The 20,804-nt window shown below is 69.1% G+C and carries 7 protein-coding genes; 2 read left to right on the top strand and 5 right to left on the bottom strand.

The window, feature by feature from the left end; all coding sequences use genetic code 11:
- The 3 genes from ACFWIA_RS25160 to ACFWIA_RS25150 all read right to left on the bottom strand — a co-directional run.
- On the bottom strand, positions 1–6,023 hold a 6,023-nt coding region (locus tag ACFWIA_RS25160), incomplete at its 3' end, for a type I polyketide synthase (protein WP_387008767.1).
- The gene (locus tag ACFWIA_RS25155; protein WP_387008765.1) at positions 6,020–12,535 is read right to left on the bottom strand and encodes an SDR family NAD(P)-dependent oxidoreductase; all 6,516 of its coding nucleotides are present in this window, start codon (positions 12,533–12,535) and stop codon (positions 6,020–6,022) included. The genes ACFWIA_RS25160 and ACFWIA_RS25155, both read right to left, overlap by 4 nt.
- A 350-nt stretch (positions 12,536–12,885) precedes the next feature.
- Positions 12,886–14,373: an MFS transporter gene (locus tag ACFWIA_RS25150; protein ID WP_387008763.1), complete on the bottom strand. Its 1,488-nt coding sequence runs from the start codon at positions 14,371–14,373 to the stop codon at positions 12,886–12,888.
- 983 nt (positions 14,374–15,356) lie between these two features.
- Between ACFWIA_RS25150 and ACFWIA_RS25145 the strand changes: the two genes are divergently transcribed.
- Positions 15,357–15,989, top strand: a complete 633-nt coding sequence (locus ACFWIA_RS25145) for an RNA polymerase sigma factor (RefSeq protein ID WP_387008761.1) — start codon at positions 15,357–15,359, stop codon at positions 15,987–15,989.
- Between the two features lie 1,597 nt (positions 15,990–17,586).
- Here the strand turns inward: ACFWIA_RS25145 and ACFWIA_RS25140 are convergent.
- On the bottom strand, positions 17,587–17,790 hold the full coding sequence (locus ACFWIA_RS25140) for a hypothetical protein (RefSeq protein WP_387008759.1): 204 nt from the start codon (positions 17,788–17,790) through the stop codon (positions 17,587–17,589).
- A gap of 645 nt (positions 17,791–18,435) precedes the next feature.
- Between ACFWIA_RS25140 and ACFWIA_RS25135 the strand changes: the two genes are divergently transcribed.
- A complete protein-coding gene (locus ACFWIA_RS25135; RefSeq protein WP_387008757.1) occupies positions 18,436–19,809 on the top strand; it encodes an MFS transporter in 1,374 nt (457 codons plus the stop codon).
- Positions 19,810–19,976: 167 nt separating this feature from the next.
- Here ACFWIA_RS25135 and ACFWIA_RS25130 read toward each other — a convergent pair whose 3' ends face one another.
- Positions 19,977–20,594 carry a nucleotidyltransferase family protein gene (locus ACFWIA_RS25130; RefSeq protein ID WP_387008755.1) on the bottom strand — a complete coding sequence of 206 codons (618 nt, stop codon included), beginning with the start codon at positions 20,592–20,594 and terminating at the stop codon, positions 19,977–19,979.
- Positions 20,595–20,804 lie beyond the last annotated feature (210 nt).

Genomic DNA, 20,804 nt, shown 5'->3' with positions numbered 1-20,804 from the left:
GCATCCGACAACCTCTCCACCACCAACACACCCACACCGTCCGAGAACCCAGTCCCGTCCGCCGACGCCGCATACGCCTTGCACCGACCGTCCGGGGAAACCGCCCGCTGGCGGCTGAACTCGGTCAGGAGATAGGGGCCGGCCAGCAGGGTCACACCACCGACCAGTGCCAACGAGCACTCACCGGCTCGCAGCGCCTGGCCTGCCAGGTGCAGGGCGACGGCGGAGGAGGAGCAAGCCGTGTCCACCGACATCGCTGGCCCTTCCAGTCCCAGCGAGTACGCGATCCGACCGGACACCACGCTTGTCGTCGTGCCGGTCAGGCGGTAGCCCTCCAGCTCTCCCGACGCCATGCCGCCGTAGTCGGTCGTCACCACACCGGCGAAGACACCGGTGTCGCTACCCCGCAACGTCGTCGGATCGATGCCCGCGTTCTCGAACGCCTCCCACGACGACTCCAGCAGCAGGCGCTGCTGCGGGTCCATCGCCACGGCCTCACGCGGACTGATCCCGAAGAACTCGGCGTCGAACTCCCCGATGCGCTCCAGGAAGGCGCCGCCCCTGGTGTTGATCTTCCCCGGCTGGTCCGGGTCCGGGTCGTAGATGTTCGGGTCCCACCCACGGTCGGTGGGCAACCCGCCCACCGCGTCACGACGGGCGGCAACCAACTGCCACAGTTCCTCGGGGCTCGTCACCCCACCGGGGTAGCGGCAGCTCATCCCCACGATGGCCAGGGGTTCGTCCGTGGCAACGCGCTTCGCCCGCGTGGCGGGCTTCGGCGTGTCAGTCACTCCGCCGAACTCGGAGAGCAGCAGCCGCGCGACCGCGGCCGGGGTCGGGTGATCGAAGATCAGTGTGGCGGGCAGGCGGACACGTGTGGCCTGGGTGAGTCGATTGCGCAGCTCGACCGCGCTGAGCGAGTCGAAGCCGAGTTCCTTGAAGGCCCGGTCCATGTCGATCGCCGCAGCGGACGCATGACCGAGTACCGCAGCGACCTGATCCCGAACCACGTCCTGAACGATTCGTTCCCGATCTGCTCCGGCGAGACCGGCGATGCGCTGCGCGAGCGATCCACCCGTCTCGGCGCGTCGGGCAGGGGCGGGAACGAGACCACGCAGCAGTGTGGGGAGCAAGCCGGCCCGGCCTTGGGCACGCAGCGCGGCCGGGTCAAGTTGGACAGGAGCGAGTAGCGCCTCACGGGTACCGAGCGCCAAGTCGAAGAGCTCCAACCCGCACGACGGGGAAAGCGCACCCATACCCATGCGCTCCAAACGAGCCAGTTCGGCCTCGCCGAGCTCGCCCGACATGCCTCCGACCTCGTTCCACAGCCCCCATGCGAGGGACGTCGCAGAAAGCCCCGAAGCCTGACGAGACGCTGCAAGAGCGTCCAACGCCGCGTTCGCCGCAGCGTAGTTGCCCTGCCCCGGACTCCCCATCAACGCCGCCACCGACGAAAACACCACGAACGCAGCGAGATCGGTATCGGCCGTCAGCTCGTGAAGGTGCAAGGCCGCATCGACCTTGGGACGCATCACACGGTCGATCTGCTCGGCAGTCAACGACTCCACCACACCGTCGTCCAACACACCCGCCGTATGCACGACACCGGTCAACGGACGCTCCACCGCGGCCAGTACCGCGGCCAGCTGCTCACGGTCGGACACGTCACAGGCCACGACCCGAGCCGCGCAACCCAACGCGTCCAACTCCGCGACTAGCTCCGCAGCGCCATCAGCCGCAGGACCACGACGACTCAGCAGCAGAAGGTCACGCACACCATGCGACGCGGCCAGGTGACGGGCGAAGATCGCACCCAAACCACCCGTACCACCAGTGACCACCACCGTCCCCTCCGGATCGAAGGACCGAACCACCCCGTCCGAAGCCCCCGCAACCGAACGGATCAGGCGCGGCGCAAACCACTGGCCGCCACGCAGCGCGAGCTGCGGCTCATCCGAACCCAGGACCACACCCCAGTCCGGCTCCTGATCACCCTCCACATCCACCAGAACGAACCGACCCGGATGCTCCGACTGCGCACTGCGCACCAAACCCCACACCGCAGCCTGCGCCACATCCGCAACCCCACCACCAACCGACACCGCACCCCGAGTCACCACCACCAACCGCGAACCAGCCAGCGCTTCACACGCCAACAGTCCCTGCACCAACGACAACGCCTCACGGACAGCTGCACGCGTTGCGGAAGGCGTGTCCTGGCCGGCACCCGGGATGCGGGCGAGAAGCGTCTGCGGAGCCGGAACCCCCTGAGTGAGCGCCTGTTCAAGGGCGCCCAAGTCCGAGTAGGTGTCCCCGGTACCGATCCGAACGACTTCCTGAGTGCCAACGCTTGCGGCGGCATCGATTTCGTTCCAGTCCACCGTGTACAGCGATTGCCGTACGTCCTCACGCGTGCTGTCGATCCGTCCCTGTTCCACGGGGCGCACGACGAGCGAGCCAACCGAGACCACCAGGTCGCCGTTCTCGTCCACGCCGTCCAGCTGTAGCGAGGTGTCTCCGGTCATCACGGAACGAACCCGAAGTCGCGAGACGTCGGGGCGGTCGAGCCGCACGCTGTTCCAGCTGAACGGCATGAGGTGCGAGGCGCCATCGCCCTCGGTCAGCAGGATGACACCGCTCTGCAGAGCGGAGTCGAAGAGCGCGGGGTGGATGCCGAAGCCCTCGTGCCCCTCGGGCAGCGTCACCTCGGCATAGGTCACGTCACCGTCGCGCCAGACGGCTTCGACGCCGTGGAAGAGGGGGCCGTAGTCGTACCCGAGATCTGCGAGCCGGCTGTAGAGGTCGTCGACCGGCATCGGTTCGGCGTTCCGCGGCGGCCACTGGTCCGGCCATGCCTGGACCGGGGCGCTGTCCGCGCTGAGGGTTCCCCGGGCGTGGCAGGTGGCCTCGCTGTCGCTGAGGGTTTCTTCCGAGCGCGAGTAGATCGCCAGCTCACGACGACCGTCCGCTTGGGACGCCCCGACGGTGATCTGGAGTTGCCGGGTGACGCCGTGCTGCACGATCAGAGGTGCTTCGAGGACCAACTCGTCGACCACCGGACTGCCGGCATGTCGTCCGGCGGCCAGAGCGAGCTCGACCAGCCCCGTGCCCGGCACGACCATCGTGCCGAGGAGGAGGTGCTCAGCGGCCCAGGGCTGAGACTCGGTGGAGACGAGACCGGTGAGGACCCACTCGTCGCGGTCGCCCACCTGCACCGCCGCGGCCAGTACGGGGTGGTCGACGGGTACGAGACCAGCAGCCGACACGTCACCCGTGCTCGTACCGGGAGACAGCCAGAACCGCTCCCGCTGGAAGGCATAAGTCGGCAGATCAACACGCTCAGCACCAACACCCGCGTAGAACGCCTCCCAATCCACGACGACACCAGCCGCGTAGGCGTGGCCGAGGAACCCGGCGAACGCTTCCGGCTCGTTCTGCTTCCTCCGCAGGGCCGGGAGGAACACCGCGTCGATGTCCTCGGTCTCGGTGTCGAGGCACTGGCGCGCCATCGCGGTCAGGACCGCGTCGGGACCCAGTTCCAGGAAGCGCCGCACGTCCAGGTCCCACAGGGTGCGGACCCCGTCAGCGAAACGCACCGCCTCGCGCACGTGGCGGACCCAGTACTCGGCGTCGAACGCCTCCACCACTGCGCCCGTGACATTCGAGACGACCGGGGTCTGCGGCGCTGCGTACTCCAGGCTCTCCGCGACCGCCCGGAACTCGTCGAGCATCGGTTCCATCCGCGGGGAATGGAACGCATGCGACACCCGAAGCCGCGTCGCCTTGCGGCCCTCCCAGTGCGTGAGCCACTCCTCGGCTGCGTCCTCGTCACCGGAGACGACCACGGAAGTCGGACCGTTCACCGCCGCGACTTCGAGGCGACCCTCGAACCCCGCCAACGACTCGACTACTTCGGGCTCGCTCGCCTGGACCGCGACCATCACCCCACCCGCAGGCAACCCACCCATCAAACGACCCCGCGCCACCACCAGCTCTGAGGCGTCACGCAACGAGAGCACCCCCGCCACATGCGCAGCAGCGATCTCCCCGACGGAGTGGCCGATCAGGTAGTCCGCGCGCAGTCCAAGCGACTCCACCAGGCGGTACAGCGCCACCTCGACCGCGAACAATACGACCTGCGTGAACTCCGTCGCATCCAACACCCCGCCGTCGGACGCGAGAAGCTCCCGCACCGAGCGGCCCAACCGTGGGTCGAGTTCCGCACACACCTCACGCAACGCCTGATCGAAGGCAGGGAACTCCGCCGCCAAACCCAGCCCCATACCCACACGCTGCGAACCCTGCCCCGTAAACAGGAACGCCGACTTCCCCGCCACTGCACCCGCACCCGTCGACACAGCACCCAACTGCGCCAGCAACTCATCACGACCACCAGCCACCACCACCGCACGCCGCTCCAACAACGCGCGCGAACCCACCAACGAAAACGCCGCATCCAGAACAGATACCTCAGGCCGCTCGCTCACGAACGAACGCAACCGATCCACCTGCGCACGCAACGCCGCATCCGAACGACCCGACACCACCACCGGAACCGCCGACACACCACGCCCACCACCCGCAGCAACACCCCCCGCCTCAACCACATCCTCAACCGGCGCCTCCTCCACAATGATGTGCGCATTCGTCCCACTCACACCGAACGACGACACACCCGCACGACGCGGACGACCCTCGACCGTCCACTCCCGCGCCTCCCGCAACAACCGAACGTCACCCGACGCCCAATCCACATGCGGCGACGGCTCATCCACATGCAACGTCGACGGCAACACACCATGCCGCAACGCCATCACCATCTTGATCACACCCGCCACACCAGCCGCAGCCGACGTATGACCAATGTTCGACTTGATCGACCCCAACCACAACGGATCACCAGCACGCTCAGCGCCATACGTCGCCAACAACGCCTGCGCCTCGATCGGGTCACCCAACTTCGTCCCCGTACCGTGGCCCTCGACGGCATCGATCTCCGACGGAGACAGCCCGGCACTCGCCAACGCCTGCCGGATCACCCGCTCCTGCGACGGACCGTTCGGCGCCGTCAAACCGTTGCTCGCACCGTCCTGGTTCACCGCACTGCCGCGGATCAGACCGAGGATCTGTCGCCCGTTGCGCCGTGCGTCCGACAGCCGTTCCAGGAGCACCAGGCCGACGCCGTCGGAGAACCCGGTCCCGTCGGCGGACGCCGCGTACGCCTTGCACCGGCCGTCGCGGGCCAGGCCGCGCTGGCGGCTGAACTCAACGAACAGGAAGGGCCCGGCCAGGACCGTGACGCCGCCGGCGAGCGCGAGGGAGCACTCGCCCGCCCGCAGTGCGTTCGCCGCGAGGTGCATGGCGACGAGCGAGGCGGAGCAAGCGGTGTCGATCGAGACCGCCGGGCCCTCCAGGCCGAGGCTGTAGGCGACGCGGCCCGACATCACGCTGCTCTGGGTTCCGGTCACCCGGAACCCCTCCAGCTCGGGCAGGGTCGACGGGCCGTAGTCGGAGGACACGGTGCCGGCGAACACTCCGGTGTCACTGCCCCGCAGTGACGTGGGGTCGATGCCCGCGTCCTCGAACGCCTCCCAGGCCGCTTCCAGCGTCAGCCGCTGGGTCGGGTCCATGGCCAGGGCCTCGCGGGGGCTGATCCCGAAGAACTCGGCATCGAACGAGGTGGCGGTGTCGACGAACCCGCCCTCGGTGGCGTAGGCGCTGCCCGGCCGTTCCGGGTCGGCGTCGTACAGCCGCTCCAGGTCCCAGCCGCGGTCGGTGGGGAACGGGCCCATGGCGTCCCGGCCGGATGCCACCAGCTCCCACAGCTCGTTCGGTGACGTCACGCCACCCGGATACCGGCAGCTCATGCCGACGATGGCGATCGGCTCGACGTCGCGCTGTTCCAGCTCGCGGACTTTGCGGTTGGCCGTCCGCAGTTCGGCGGTCACCCGCCGCAGGTAGGTGCGGAGCTTCTGCTCGTCGTTGATCGGTCCGCTCCGGCCGTCGTCAGTCTTCCCGGTCATGCGGATCCGAGCTCCTTGTCGATCAGGTCGAACATGTCGCTGTCGGAGACGAAGTCGAGTTCGTCTTCTAGGTCGTCTTCGGTGGCCTCGTGGCCGGTGTTCGTTGCGCTCAGCAGGGTCCGCAGGCGGTTGCTGAGCGAGCGCAGACGGGGTTCGGCGCCGGCCAGTTGCTGTTCGTGGCCGGACACGGCGATGAGGAGTGCCTCAAGCCGCTGTAGTTCCTGGTCGAGTGGTGACGGGTGCTGCCCGGTGGCTCCGCCGACCTTGGTGAGGATCAGTCGGGCGGCCTCGATCGGGGTGGGGTGGTCGAAGACCAGCGTCGCGGGCAGACGGACATCGACCACCTGGCTGAGTCGATTGCGCAGTTCGACGGCGGCGAGGGAGTCGAAGCCGAGGTCCTTGAAGGGGCGCTCGGGGTCGACGGCCTCGGCCGAGGCGTGGCCGAGCACGGACGCGACCTGGGTACGGACCAGGTCCAGCACCACCTGCTCGCGGTCGGCCTCGGGGACCCCGGCGAGCCGTCGTTCCAGCGAGCGTCCGTTGTCGGCGCGGCGGGCGGGGGTCCTGACCAGTCCGCGGAGCAGGGCGGGTAGCGTGCCGGCCCGGGCCTGGGTGCGCAGCGCGGTCGGGTCGAGGCGTACGGGGGCCAGCAGCGGGGCGTCCGAGCGGAGGGCCTGGTCGAACAGTTGCAGGCCCAGGTCCCGGGAGATCGCGCCGATTCCGGTGCGTTCCATGCGGGCGAGGTCGGCTTCGTCCATCTCCCCGGTCATCCCCGTGGAGTCGGACCAGAGGCCCCAGGCCAGGGAGAGGGCGGGCAGGCCGGCTGTCTGTCGCTGCGTGGCGAGGGCGTCCACGGCGGCGTTGGCTGCGGCGTAGTTGGCCTGGCCGGCGTTGCCGAGCAGTCCGGCTGCCGAGGAGAACAGGACGAACGCCGACAGGTCCATGCGTGAGGTCAGCTCGTGCAGGTGCCAGGCGGCGTCCAGCTTGGGGCGCATGACGTGCTGCACCTGTTCGGGGGTGAGCGACTCGATGATGCCATCGGCGAGCGTGCCGGCCGTGTGGATCACCGCGGTGAGGGGGCGTTCCAGTGAGCCGAGCAGTTCGGCGAGCTGTGCGCGGTCGGCCACGTCGCAGGCGAGGACGCGGGCCTCGGCGCCGAGGGCCGCGAGTTCGGTGACGAGGTCGGCGGCGCCGTCGGCTGCCGGGCCCCGCCGGCTGACCAGCAGGAGGTGACGCATGCCGTGCTCGGTGACGAGGTGCTTGGCGAAGAGGGCGCCCAGGCCACCGGTGCCACCGGTGATCAGCACGGTGCCCTCGGGGTTCAGGGGCGCCGGAACGGTCAGCACGACCTTGCCGACGTTGCGTCCTTCGCGTAGGTAGCGGAACGCCTCGTCGCCTCGGCGTACGTCCCAGGCGCGGATCGGTGCGGGGGCCAGTACTCCTCGTGCGAACAGGTCGGCGATCTCGACCAGCATCTGTTGGATGCGGTCCGGTCCGGCTTCCATCAGGTCGTAGGAGCGGTAGGTCACCCCCTCGCGTTGGCGTGCGACGGCCTCGGGGTCGCGGAGGTCGGCCTTGCCCATCTCGATGAAGCGTCCGCCGCGCGGCAGCAGTTCCAGTGAGGCGTCGATGAACTCGCCGGCCAGGGAGTTGAGCACCACGTCCACGCCCGTGCCGCCGGTGGCCCGGTGGAGGGCGTCGCGGAATGCCAGGTCGCGGGAGGAGGCGAGGTGCTCCTCGGGGACGCCCAGGGCTCGTACGGCGTCCCACTTGGCCGGGCTGGCGGTGGCGAAGGTCTCGGCGCCGAGGTGGCGGGCGAGCTGTACGGCGGCCATGCCGACGCCACCGGCGGCGGCGTGCACCAGTAGCTTTTCGCCGGGCCTCAGGTCGGCCAGGTCGACGAGGCCGTAGTAGGCGGTCAGGTACACGACGGGAATGGCGGCGGCCTCGGTGAAGGTGAGGCCTTGCGGGACCGGTGCGAGGGTCTTCCGGTCGGCGATGGCGACGGGGCCGAAGGCGTCCTTCACCAGTCCGAACACCCGATCGCCGGGGACCAGGTCGGAAACGGCGGAGCCCACTTCGAGCACGATGCCCGCCGCCTCGCTGCCCAACGGCGCCTCGCCCGGGTACATGCCGAGTGCGATGAGCACGTCCCGGAAGTTGAGGCCGGCGGCCCGGACGGAGACGCGGACTTCGCCGACGCCCAGGGGGCGGTTGCTGTCGGAGGGCTGGACGGTGAGGTTCTCCAGGGAGCCCTTCTCCGTGCTGGCGAGCCGCCACGACCGGCCGGTCGGTCCCGCGGTCGCCCGCCCCAGGCGGGGGGCCAGCAGGGTCTCGCCCCGGACCGCCAGCTGCGGCTCGTCGAGGCCGGCCAGTGAGCTCCAGTCGGGCTGGGTGCCGCCGTCCGTGTCGACGAGGACGAAGCGGCCGGGGTGTTCGGTCTGTGCGCTGCGCAGCAGTCCCCAGGCGGGGGTCTGGGTCAGGTCCAGGGGCTCCGCGCCGACGGCGACCGCCCGGCGGGTCACCGCCACGAGGGTTGCTTCGCCCAGCCACTCGCTGGCCAGCCACCGCTGGGCGAGGGCGAGGGTGCGTTCGGCGACCGCGGTCGCGGCGTGGGTGGGGTCGTCCGCTTCCGGGTTCTCGATCTGGACGAGCACCAGGTCCGCGCAGGTGGCGCCGTCGGCGAGCGCGGCCTCCAGGGCGGGCAGATCGGCGAAGCGTTCGCCGGGTGCGTCGAGGTCGCCGAGGACCGCGATGCGGACCTGTGAGGGCGTTCCCGTGACCGGCGCCCACTCCAACTGGAACAGTGCGTCGTGCTCGTCGCGGGGTCGTGCCAGCTGTGCGGGGTCGACGGGGCGCACGGCGAGGTTGTCGACGGCGACGACCAGGTCGCCGTTCTCGTCGACGACGTCGACGCGGAAGCCGGCGTCTCCGGCGGTGTCGATGCGTACGCGCACCCGCTCGGGTGCCGACCGCCCGCACTGCACCCCGGACCAGGAGAACGGGAGGTCGGGGGTCGACCCGGAGGTCTTGTCCAGCATGCTGGCGTGCAGCGCGGAGTCGAACAGCGCCGGATGGATGGCGAATCCGTCGGTGGGGGTGCCTTCGGGCAGGGTGACCTCGGCGTACAGCTCGGTGCCGCTGCGCCACACGTTCTGCACGCCCTGGAACAGGGGGCCGTAGTCGAGCCCGATGTCCGCCAGTTGCTCGTACAGCGCCTCGGCGGAGGCCTCGACGGCTGTGATCGGCGGCCAGGAAGCGGGGAAGGGCGGGGCGGGATCGGACCCGGCCTCGGCCTCGGCTGCGAGCCAGCCGCGGGCGTGCCTGATGACTTGCCGCGCACCGTCAGTCCCGGTCCCGGTCCCGGTGCCGGTACCCGCCTCGGCGAGGGAGTGGACGGCGACTTCACGGCGACCGTCCTCGCCGGGCTTGCCCACGGTGACCCTGATGTGTCGGGCGGAGCTCTCTTCGAGGACCAGCGGAGCTTCGAAGACCAACTCGTCCAGGAGGACGTGACCGAGGTGGCGTGCTGCGGCGAGGGCGAGTTCGACCAGGGCGGCGCCGGGCACGATCACCGAGCCCAGCACCACGTGTTCGCTGACCCACGGCTGCGACTCGGTGGAGAAGCGACCGGTGAAGACCCACTCGTCGCGGTCGGCGACCTGCACGGCCGCCGCCAGCACGGGGTGCTGCATGCGGTCGAGGCCGGCAGCCGCGACGTCACCGCCCTGCGCTGCCGGGGTCAGCCAGTACTTGTCGCGTTGGAAGGCGTAGGTGGGCAGGTCCACCCGCTGTGCGTCGGTGCCTGCGTACACGGCTTCCCAGTCGATGCGGACACCCGCGACGTGTGCTTGGCCGAGTGAGAGGAGGAAGCGGGAGAGTCCGCCTTCGTCGCGGCGCAGGGAGCCCACCACGGCCACGCGGTCCCCCGCGGACTGTGCCTCGATCGTGCCTTCCACCGCCATGGTGAGCACGGGGTGGGGGGACATCTCCAGGAAACAACCCGTGCCCTTGTCGACGAGCGCACGGACCGCCGGCTCGAAACCGACCGGGTTCCGCAGATTCCGGTACCAATACCCGGCATCCATCGTCGTGGTGTCCAGAAACCCACCCGACACCGTCGAATAGAACGGAACCCGCCCCTTCAACGGCACCACCGACGCAAGCGCCTCCCGCAACTCCCCCTCAACCACCTCCACCTGCACCGAATGCGACGCGTAATCCACCTTCACCCGCCGAGCCCGGACGTCTTCCCGCTCACACGTGGCCAGCAGCTCGTCCAGGGCCTCCGGCTCTCCGGCGACCACGACCGACGAAGGGCCGTTCACCGTCGCCACCGACACCCGACCGGCATACGGAGCGATCAACTCCTCAGCCCGCACCGCCCCCACCGCAACCGACATCATCCCGCCGAGACCAGCCAACCGGTCACGCACCAACAGACTCCGCACCGCCACGATCCGCGCAGCATCCCGCAACGACAACCCACCCGCCACATACGCCGCAGCAATCTCCCCCTGCGAATGCCCCACCACCGCAGACGGCTCCACACCATACGAACGCCACACCGCCGCCAAACCCACCATCACCGCGAACAACGCCGGCTGCACCACATCCACCCGCTCCAACGACGGAGCACCCTCAACACCCCGCAACACATCCTCAAGCCGCCACTCCACAAACTCCGACAACGCCTCCCCACACGCCGCCACCTCAGCAGCAAACACCTCAGACCCATCCAACAACCCCACCGCCATACCCACCCACTGCGCACCCTGACCCGGGAACACGAACACCGACTTCACACCCCCACCGGCACCCTGCCCCTCCACCACATTCACCGCAGGAGCAGCAGAGCTCAGTTCACCGAGGCCGGTGAGCAGGGCGCCGCGGTCGGTGGCGACCACCACGGCTCGGCGTTCGAGGTGTGCGCGGGCGGTCGCCTGGGCGAATCCGATGTCCAGGTGGTCCAGTTCGGGGCGGGCGATCATGTGGGCGCGCAGCCGGTCGGCCTGCTCGCGCAGTGCCGTCTCGCTGCGGGCCGAGAGGGGTACGAGGATCGGCGGGCGGGCGCCGGGGGTGTGTTCCCCGCTGGGTGCCTGCTGTTGGGGCGCGTCCTCCTTCGGGGCCTCTTCCAGGATCACGTGGGCGTTGGTGCCGCTCACGCCGAACGAGGAGACGCCCGCACGGCGGCGTCGTTCCCCCGCGGGCCACGGTCGGGCTTCGGTGAGCAGGGCCACTTCGCCCGACGTCCAGTCCACGTGGGGCGACGGGGCGTCCACGTGCAGGGTGGGCGGGAGCGTCTCGTGTCGCATCGCCATGACCATCTTGATGACGCCCGCGACCCCGGCCGCGGCCTGGGTGTGGCCGATGTTCGACTTGATGGAGCCGAGCCAGAGCGGGCCGTTCTCGCGCTTCTGGCCGTAGGTGGCCAACAGTGCTTCGGCTTCGATCGGGTCGCCGAGGGGGGTTCCCGTGCCGTGGCCCTCGACCGCGTCCACATCGGACGGGGACAGGCCCGCACTGTTCAAGGCCTGGCGGATGACCCGCTCCTGCGAGGGACCGTTCGGTGCGGTGAGGCCGTTGCTGGCGCCGTCCTGGTTGATCGCCGTGCCGCGTACGAGGGCGAGGATCCGGTGCCCGTTGCGCTGGGCGTCGGACAGTCGTTCCAGGACGAGCAGGCCCAGGCCTTCCGCCCAACCGACGCCGTCGGCGGCTGCGGCGTACGCCTTGCAGCGTCCGTCCGGGGACAGGGCGCGCTGGCGGCTGAACTCCACGAAGGCGCTGGGGCGGGCCAGGGTGGTCGCGCCACCGACCACGGCGAGTGAACACTCCCTGGCGCGCAGGGACTTGGCTGCCAGGTCGATCGCCACGAGGGAGGCGGAGCACACCGTGTCGACGGTGACGGCGGGGCCTTCGAATCCGAAGGTGTAGCTGATGCGGCCCGAGGCGACGCTGGGCGACGACGCGATGGAGAGGTAGCCCTCGATCTCCGGGCGTTGGTCGCTGAGGCTCGCGACGAACTGGTAGTCGGAGAACATGAGTCCGCAGAAGACGCCGGTGTCGCTGCCCTTCAGCGTCAGCGGGTCGATGCCGGCGTCCTCGAACGCTTCCCAGGCGCCTTCGAGCAGCAGGCGCTGCTGAGGGTCCATGGCGAGGGCCTCGCGGGGGCTGATCCCGAAGAACTCGGCGTCGAACTCGGCCATGTCGTCGAGGAATCCGCCGTGGCGGGTGTAGGCCGTGCCGGGGTGGTCGGGGTCGGGGTCGTAGAGGTCGTCCAGGTTCCAGCCGCGGTCGCGGGGGAACTCCGAGAGTCCCGTGCGTCCCTCGGCGACCAGCGACCACAGGTCCTCGGGTGAGGCGACGCCTCCCGGGTAGCGGCAGCTCATGCCCACGATCGCCAGGGGCTCGCCCGCCTGGTCGAGCAGCTGTTGGTTCTGGCGCCGCAGACGCTCAGTCTCCTTCAGCGACTTGCGCAGGGCTCCGACGATGTCGGGCTTTTCGAGGGCCATGCGTGTTTCCCCCACCTTCGGGCTCATGCCGGCGACCATGTGGTCGACGTACTAGATCCCGGGGTGGCCCTCCCGGATACAACGATTCCTCAGCTTTTTTCGAGGCATGTGTGTTCGGCGTGGTGTCCGGGTAGTCCGACGGGTCGTCGCCCGGTCTCCGCCCGGGTCAGCGGGAGGCGTCCGGAGTGGGCTTCCGGCCCCGGCGCGTGGGTGCGGGCCGGGGTTCCGGAGGTACTGCCCTTCCGGAACCCCGGCCCGCACCTTGGGGTTTCGACGGATTCCCGTGCGGCTCACGCCTGCGTGGTCGCGTGGCCGCTCAACCGTCGGCGTTCCTCAGCCGTCGGTGTTCCTCAGCCGGTCTTCTCGGCCTTCTCCAGGGCGACGTCCTCTTCTTCCTTCTGCGGTTCCGGCGTCGGGAAGCGGAGGAAGAAGGTGCAGGCGACGGCGCCCAGCAGGAGGAAGGCGACCGGTAGGAGGCCCGTTTCGCTCAGGGCGGTGCTGTAGGGCGCGTGGAACGCCTCGGGGATCGCGCTGGGGCTGCCTTCGAACTTGGCTCCGCCGGCGCTGATGCCCGGCAGGTGCGCTTCGATCCGGTCGACGAACAGTGCGCCGACCGCGGCGCTGCCCAGCACCGCACCCATCTGACGGTTGGTGTTGTAGATGCCCGAGCCCGCGCCAGACTGGTGGACGGGGAGGTTGCGGGTGGCGATGGCGCCCAGTGGTCCCCAGACCATGCCGTTGGCGACGCCCGTCAGGGCTGCTGTGGCCGAGAACATCCACAGGTGCGAGTCGGGTTCCATCAGGAGGCTGAACCCGACGATCGTGAGGGCGAAGAGCACGAAGCCGAGGGCGGTGAAGGTGCGGGGGTGGGCCTTGTCGGAGAGTTTGCCGATGGTGACGGAGAAGACGCCGGTCAGGATGGCCAACGGGGCGAAGATCAGGGCGGATTCCATGGAGGAGAGTCCGCGTACGCCCTGGAGGTAGAAGTACGAGGGGACGGTCATCGCGGTGACCGCGGCGCCCATGGTGGCGATCCCCACGTTGGCCAGCGCGAAGTTGCGGTCGCGGAACAGGGCCAGGAGCAGGAGGGGTTCGCCCTTGCTGCGGGCCTGGGTGACGACGAACACGGCCAGGACGAGCAGACCTGCGGCGATCATCGACCAGATGCTGGCCGACCAGTCGCGGTTGTTGCCCTCTTGGAGGCCGAAGACCAGGAGGAACATGCCGGTGCAGGACAGCACGATGCCGAACGGGTCGATCCGGTGCTTCGTGGTCTCCAGTGTCGGCACCAGCTTCCAGGCCAGGGCGAAGGCGAGGATGCCGATGGGGACGTTGATGAGGAAGATCCACTCCCAGCCGACGGAGTCCACCAGCAGGCCGCCGAGCACCGGGCCGAGCAGCAGGGCGACGCCGGCGGAGCCGCCCCATGCGCCCATCGCGGCGCCGCGCTTGTCCGCGGGGAAGATCTTGGTGACCACCGCCATGGTCTGGGGTGTCATCAGCGCGGCCCCGAACCCCTGTACGGCGCGCGCGGCGATCAGCCCGTCGATGCTGTCCGCCACTCCGCACCACAGGGAAGCGAGGGTGAACACCACCAGGCCGACGAGGTAGACGTTCTTGGGGCCGTAGCGGTCGCCCAGTCGACCGGTGAACAGCAAGGGCGCTGCGTAGGTGAGCAGGTAGGCGCTGGTCACCCAGATCACTTCGGAGACGCTCGCCTTGAGCGACTCCATGATCGCGGGGTTGGCGACCGCCACGACACTCATGTCCAGCAAAATGAGGGAGAATCCGACAAGCAGTGCGCCTAGCGCTTGCCATGGATTTCGTTCAACGGTCACGATTTCCTTCCCAGATGATTGCGACCCGTGGGATCACCACATGCCTCCCCGCGAGCTGACTGTGCCCCCCTGCGAAGAACATGGATCCGGCGGTGTCCGACCTGGATACGTTCATGAGGGCATTCCCCGGCGAATGTGGCGGACGTCACATCGGCTCGACCGTCGGTCAATTCCACGTACGACACCGCCGATTACCCGTGAGGCGATTCCTGGCCGGATGAGTCAGAACGTGCCCGATCGTCCGTCCGTGCGCCGTGCGCCCCGCTGGAGAGGAGGACCGCCACCGGCAGGTGCGGCCGGCGCACCGCGGCGGGCCGGCCGGGCACACCGGAAGGCCCACCGGGTCCGCCGGAACGAGAGTAGCCAGGAACTCTCGCACGGACATCACCAACAGGAGTGAACGCTGCATGGAATTCGGTGAGTTGACCGAATCACTACGGGGGAATCCGGACACGCGATCGCTGGACGGCGGAACCAGAGGGGCCGCCGAACGCGTCGACCTGGTGCAGCACCCTGCTGGACCAGCACCTGGGCGTCGACACCCCCACTCGCCCGGGACTCGCGGGACCGACCGTGCGGTACGGCGCCCGGGGCGCACCACGCCACCGGGAACCACCCGACCCGCACTCCCCGATCCGGCCACCACGGAACGGACTCAGTGCAAAATTCAACTGCTTAGGGCGAGTCCCGCGGATTGAGACCCCACCCCGAGAGGCTACGCATGGTAAACAGACACAAGGGTGAGGAACAGTCGCTTTCTAGTCGACTTATGGGCCAGACCCAACGACAGCGCCACCAATGAGTCGATCTAACACGCTGTACGTTTAAGTTCGTCCGCTAGTAGATTCTGCCTCCAGCCAGACCCGAGGGGCCCTGCGAGTAACGGGCGGGGAAAAAACTCCCGGGTAGCATGGCTCATTACCCTCGGTCAACACTACTATTTGGCCGGCGGTACTGGGGGAGCAGACGAAACCGGGGGATTTATGCGTACGCCTACCCTGAACGAGCTAGTAGACCAGTGCATGGCGGGGAACCAGGACGGCTGGAACCGAATTGTAGAACGGTACACACCTTTGATATGGGCGATCGCCCGCGGCCATAGGCTCAGCACGGCCGACTGCGAGGACGTCAGCCAGACCACCTGGATGCGGGTGATCCAGCACCTGGGCAAGCTCCGCGATCCCGAGAAGCTCACCCAGTGGATCGCGGTGTCGGCCCGCCGGGAGAGCCTCAAGCACATCGAGAAGTCCGGTCGCAGTGTGCCCGTCGGGGACTCACCCGTCTTCGACCGCTCGGAGCCCTCGGAGAACCTTCCCGAGGAAGCGGCGCTGGCGAAGGAACGCGACAACGAGGTGCTGTTGGCCTACTGCGCGCTCTCGCCGAAGTGTCAGGCGTTGCTCGGTCTCCTGGTGACCGACCCACCGATGTCCTACGACGAGATCAGCGCCACGCTGGGCATGCCGCGCGGCTCGCTGGGCCCGGTTCGGGCGCGGTGTCTGGCCCACTTGGAAAAACTGTTGAAACGTGAAACGGAGCGGTCGGAACAGGCCGCGGAGTTGCTCCACGCGATCACCCGCTCCGGCCTGCGGACCTTCGCCCTGGAGCAGCACCGCTGATCCCGTGCATCGGGCGTCTCGGAGCTGCCGCGCGTTCGCGTTCAGCGTGGACCGGAGCCCGAGGGGGAACCCGAGGGTGCCATCGAGCCGGAGCGGCAGGGCTTCCCAGCCCTGCCGCTCCCGCACGTGTACCTCCTGCGCACGTCCGGTCCCTCGTCAGGGTCCGACCTCAGCCGAGCCGTTGGCCTGAGGGGCGGCGTGACCGGCGCCTGCACCGCACCACCCGAAGCCGGGTGTCGTCGTGGATCGACTTCCGCACGCACCTCGGGAAGCGCTCGGCGGCCACACCCGCCGGGACCGTGTCATCCGTCGTCGATCCGGAGTCACCGCGCCACGGGTGGCACCGGCCCCCCGATCGGTCGTACACCGCCGCCTGACGGTGCCTGCACGGCCATCTGTCGATGTTGCGTGACAGCCGGTCCTGGACCCGACGGAGCCCGTACTCCCGGCGCCGGGCGGGAGGGGCCGCGGCCGGTCCGCTCCGCGTTTTCCGTGCCACGGCCCGCAGTGGGCACGACGCCGCACCTTCCGTCCACGTGGCCATCGCCTCAGCGCCGCACCCTCGCACCCGTGCGATCCTGTCGACCACCCCTCTCCCCTCCCCTGGAGGCCCGCGGGATGCCGATGGGGCACGGATGGGCAGAACCCTCGGGTACTGCGTATGCGGAGGGCGGCACGGGCCTCTTCCCCGTAACGCCTCGGGCCGATGTCGGACCCTTCTCCAGTGGCGTCGGGGCAACCTCCTTCAGTGCTTCACGAAGGGGGCACATCGAGTGATCATCCACCGACAAATCAAGTCATTGCAGGAGCCACGCGAAAAGTTCACCGCTCCGCGATGTGAGATCAATACGGCATGAAAGGCTTCCCATCGGCGTCGCCCCGTCGAAGCGGTTGGATCCTGACGAACTCCACCGCCTCGCCGATCCGTTACTTTCCGCGCTTCCCCCATACCCGTCAGATGGCGGAGATCCCCTCATGCCGTCACACCCGTGCCGAACTACGCCGGATCGCGATCTTCACGCACCTACCGGGCGCACCGAGCGGGCTCCCCGCGAGGTGATTCGCCTCCTGAGATCACGCTCCACGGGTTTCTCGATGGAGGGAGAAACCAAGGGGCAAGACGGCACGCCGGGGCGACCCTCACAGGTTCTCCACATACGCGGCGCGCGATTGGATTAGACCTTTGCAGTCGAGGGGGGCGGGGACTGACGTCCCCACAATTGGGGAGGGGGAGGGGTGGAGTTTCCGGAGTGCACCGTTCACGGGGCGAGACCGTCCCCGACCACGTCAGCAGCGGGTGCCCGGGCACCACCGGGGCACGGCAGCGCGCACCTCGTCGCCCGCGCAACGGGCGCGACGGCAGTCCACTCGCAGGGAGCCCCGTCAGGGCGCGTGACGGCGCTCGCCACACCGGGTCCGACGAAGTGCCTGCGTACGAACCTCTCAACGGGCCGTCGGGGACCCCTACTTCATGACACCGAGTACTTCATGGCACCGGACCCGCAGGGGCGTCATGACGCCTGCGGGCGCCATCACCGCACCCTTCACCCCCGGGCCGACGAACGCGACCCCCACGGCCTCGTCTCTCTCCGTACGGTCAGCCGCGCACCTGGTCGGCCGCTGCCGCCCGCTCAGCGGAAACGGATTCCGCACTTCGATCCTCGTTACCACCGTGGTGGAGCGCGAACAACGCCTTCGCGTTGTCCAGCATGCTGAGTGGAGGCTGTCCGATAGCACTGGTAAGCCTGGTCAGCGTTTCTTCATCTGATTCTGCCGCCTTTGCTTCGCCTGCTTCTTTCATGCCACCCACCTTCCGCCGTATTAGTTCATTCATTAACAGAATCCCAGGCTATACGCGCACTTCACAAGAATCAATACCGGCACCTCCAGGGGTGCTATCGACGCGGAAGGCGGGTCGGGATCCCTTCGGCCCCGGTGGCAGTGAGCGCGACCGTGTTTGGGGCGCACAGCAGGATCCCGCCCTGAGTCGACTACCGGTCCAGGAACGTAGCAGCATCATAGGGACGCCTACGCTGCTCCGGGTGTCGTTTCCCGAGCAGATGACGACATGCCGCCGGACCCCCGCACGGGCGCGACCACGGAGGATTTCCGGTTTCGAACGGACAGTGATCGCTTCGGGTGTCTCCCGTGCTGCGTGGTATCCCGACGGGCTTCCGTGAGGGAGCGGGGCGGGAGTCAACAAGTGGGCTTGGTGGTAGCCGAGTTACCCGGACCCCGGGCGCGCAGTCGTCCCGTGGCGGACCGGGCTCCGACCACCCGCTGATAGCCTGCCGGCATGGGGATCGCAGTAACCAAGTAGTCCAGGTGTGCCGTACCACGGCTGAGCCACGTCGGTCCGACCGGCGGGGTGCGCTCGTCGTACCGGCACGGAAGCGTCCTCACGACCGCGTGGTCGTGCCTTCCTCTGCCTGGAGTACCCACCCCCGTGAACCCCTTGCCGCGGACACGCGTCCGCCGTCCCGTCGACCGGCGGAAGCCGGCTCTCGCACTGCTCTCCCTCCTCCAGTTCCTCATCGCCGTGGACGTGACCGTCGTCCATGTGGCGCTGCCGTCCATCGGCACCCACTTCCACACGCCGACCGCGTCGCTCTCCTGGGTCGTCACCGGCTACACCCTGGTCGGCGGGGGCCTGCTGCTCCTCGGCGGCCGGGTCACCGATCTGCTCGGCCGGCGGCGGATGTTCCTGCTCGGCGCCGGCCTGTTCGCCCTCGCTTCACTCGTCGCCGGTCTGGCACCCGACCTACCGACGCTGATCGTCGCCCGCTTCGCCCAGGGTGCCGGTGAAGCACTGGCGTCGCCCGCGGCGATGTCGTTGATCGCCCTGCTCTTCCCCGAGCCCACCGAGCGGGCCAAGGCACTGGGCGTCTGGGGCGGGATCTCCGCCAGCGGGCTCGTCGTCGGCTTGCTGCTGTCCGGCGTGATCACCGAACTGCTGCACTGGCGCTGGATCTTCGGCGTCAACGTTCCCCTCGCGGCCGTCGTGCTGTTGATCACACCGAGGCTGGTCCCCGCCGACGGGCCACGCCTCCGCAGTGAGCGCCTCGACCTCCCGGGAGCCGCACTGCTGACGGCGGGCCCCCTGAGCTTGGTGTACGGCGTCCTGGAGTCGAGCCCCTGGGCGATCGCCGCGGGCGTGGTGCTGTTGGCCGCCTTCGTCGCCGTGGAGGCACGCACCCGACACCCCCTGGTGCCCCTCTCCTTCTTCACCCACCGCACCCGTGCCGTGGCGAACGCCGCGACCGTGCTGCTCAGCGCGGCACTCTCCACCGTGTTCTTCCTGCTCACCCTCTACTTGCAGGAGGTCATGGGGTGGGGCCCGTTGCGGGCGGGCGCGGCCTTCCTGCCGTTCTGCGCGGCGCTGCTCCTGGCCATTTCGCTGACCGCCCGGCTGATGTCCGCCCTCGGTACGAAGCACACCGCGCTGGTGGGGCTGGTCTGCACGGCGCTGGGCCTGGCCTGGTTGGTCCGGCTCCCCGACCAGGGCGGCTACGTCCTCGACGTACTGCCCGGGATGGTCGGCGTCGCCGCGGGCATGGGAATGGGCCTGATCTCGCTCCAGAACGCGGCGCTGCTCGGTGTCACGGAACACGACGCGGGGACCGCCGCGGGCGTGCAGCGCTCGGTCGACCAACTCGGCGGTGCGCTGGGCTTGGCCGTGCTCGTGGGTGTCGCCGTCGGGGCAGCGGGGGTCGACGGTTTCCGCACCGCCTTCCTGTGGGCGCTGATCGGGGTGATCGTCGCAGCGGTCGGGTTGGCCCTGGCCGCCCGTGAAGACGAACCGGCCCGAGCAGTCCGGTGATTGACGGTTCGGCAGCCTGACGGCTGCCCCCGGGTGCAGGACGTCCTGCACCCGGGGGCAGCCGTGCACCGACGTGCCTGCGCGGACGGGTCGGCGCCCTGGCCCCTCGCGCCCCTTCGCATTGGCACCACCATCGCGCACGGTCGCGTTCGCCCGCCCTCAACGGCTCAGGACCGAGCGCGGCCGCCGGCCGTGGGCCAATCCCACACGGTCAGCTCGGGCCACTGTCCGAGCCACCGCGCCACCTTGGCCTCGTACACCGTGCGCGGTGCGAGCACCGGGTTCGGACGGACGACGAGGTTGAACACGTCGGACAAGCCGTGCGGTGCGTACACGCGCCACCGGCCGTCCGGCTCCACCCGCACTCCCAGACAGCAGGTCGTGGCGGCGAAGCTGTCGATGGCGGCTTCGGTGGACGTGTACGGCGGGCACGGCACCTGGAACTTCTCCTCGTACCAGAGGTGGACCCGGGCCTCGTTCCGGATCTCGACCTCGGCCGGTAGGTCGGCGAACAGCCGTCGGCCGGCTTGGATCACCGCGTCTTCCGCTTCCCAGGACAGATCGTGGTCGTCGAAGTAGAAGACGTCGTAGTCCTTGATGCCCCTGGTCGGCGGACGGTCCGTGACCACGTTCCACACCGTCTGGAACAGGCATCCGGCCGTCACGTACCAGCCGGGAAGCTGCAACCCCGCGGTCCGAGCCAGTACCTCCATCAGGACGTCATTGCGGGACAGCGTCGCGCGTAGGCAGCCGAGTTGTTCGTCGAGGGGGAGGCGGCTGATCATCGGCCCTGCCTATCACAGCACCGGACCAAAAGCCGAGGCGCGATCTTCACCATGAGCGACGGGGCGACCACCGTGTGCGAGGGAAGCCGGAGTGGGCGACCTTCGGCGTGCGGATGCCGTTCATTCATCTGCCGGCCGCCCCGAGGTCCATGAACGCGCGTTCATCCCTCCATCGAACGGGCCCGGCGCCATGAGCGACCAGGGCCGGAA

It is taken from the genome of Streptomyces sp. NPDC127068, from assembly GCF_042724695.1.
Taxonomy (GTDB): Bacteria; Actinomycetota; Actinomycetes; order Streptomycetales; family Streptomycetaceae; genus Streptomyces.
Note: the sequence above shows the minus strand (reverse complement) of the source record. Positions and strands in the feature narration are given on the sequence as shown.

Coding starts and splice junctions, on each gene's coding strand:
- ACFWIA_RS25155 (WP_387008765.1), bottom strand. CDS start 12,535: ATGGCCCTCGAAAAGCCCGACATCGTCGGAGCCCTGCGCAAGTCGCTG.
- ACFWIA_RS25145 (WP_387008761.1), top strand. CDS start 15,357: ATGCGTACGCCTACCCTGAACGAGCTAGTAGACCAGTGCATGGCGGGG.
- ACFWIA_RS25140 (WP_387008759.1), bottom strand. CDS start 17,790: ATGAAAGAAGCAGGCGAAGCAAAGGCGGCAGAATCAGATGAAGAAACG.
- ACFWIA_RS25130 (WP_387008755.1), bottom strand. CDS start 20,594: ATGATCAGCCGCCTCCCCCTCGACGAACAACTCGGCTGCCTACGCGCG.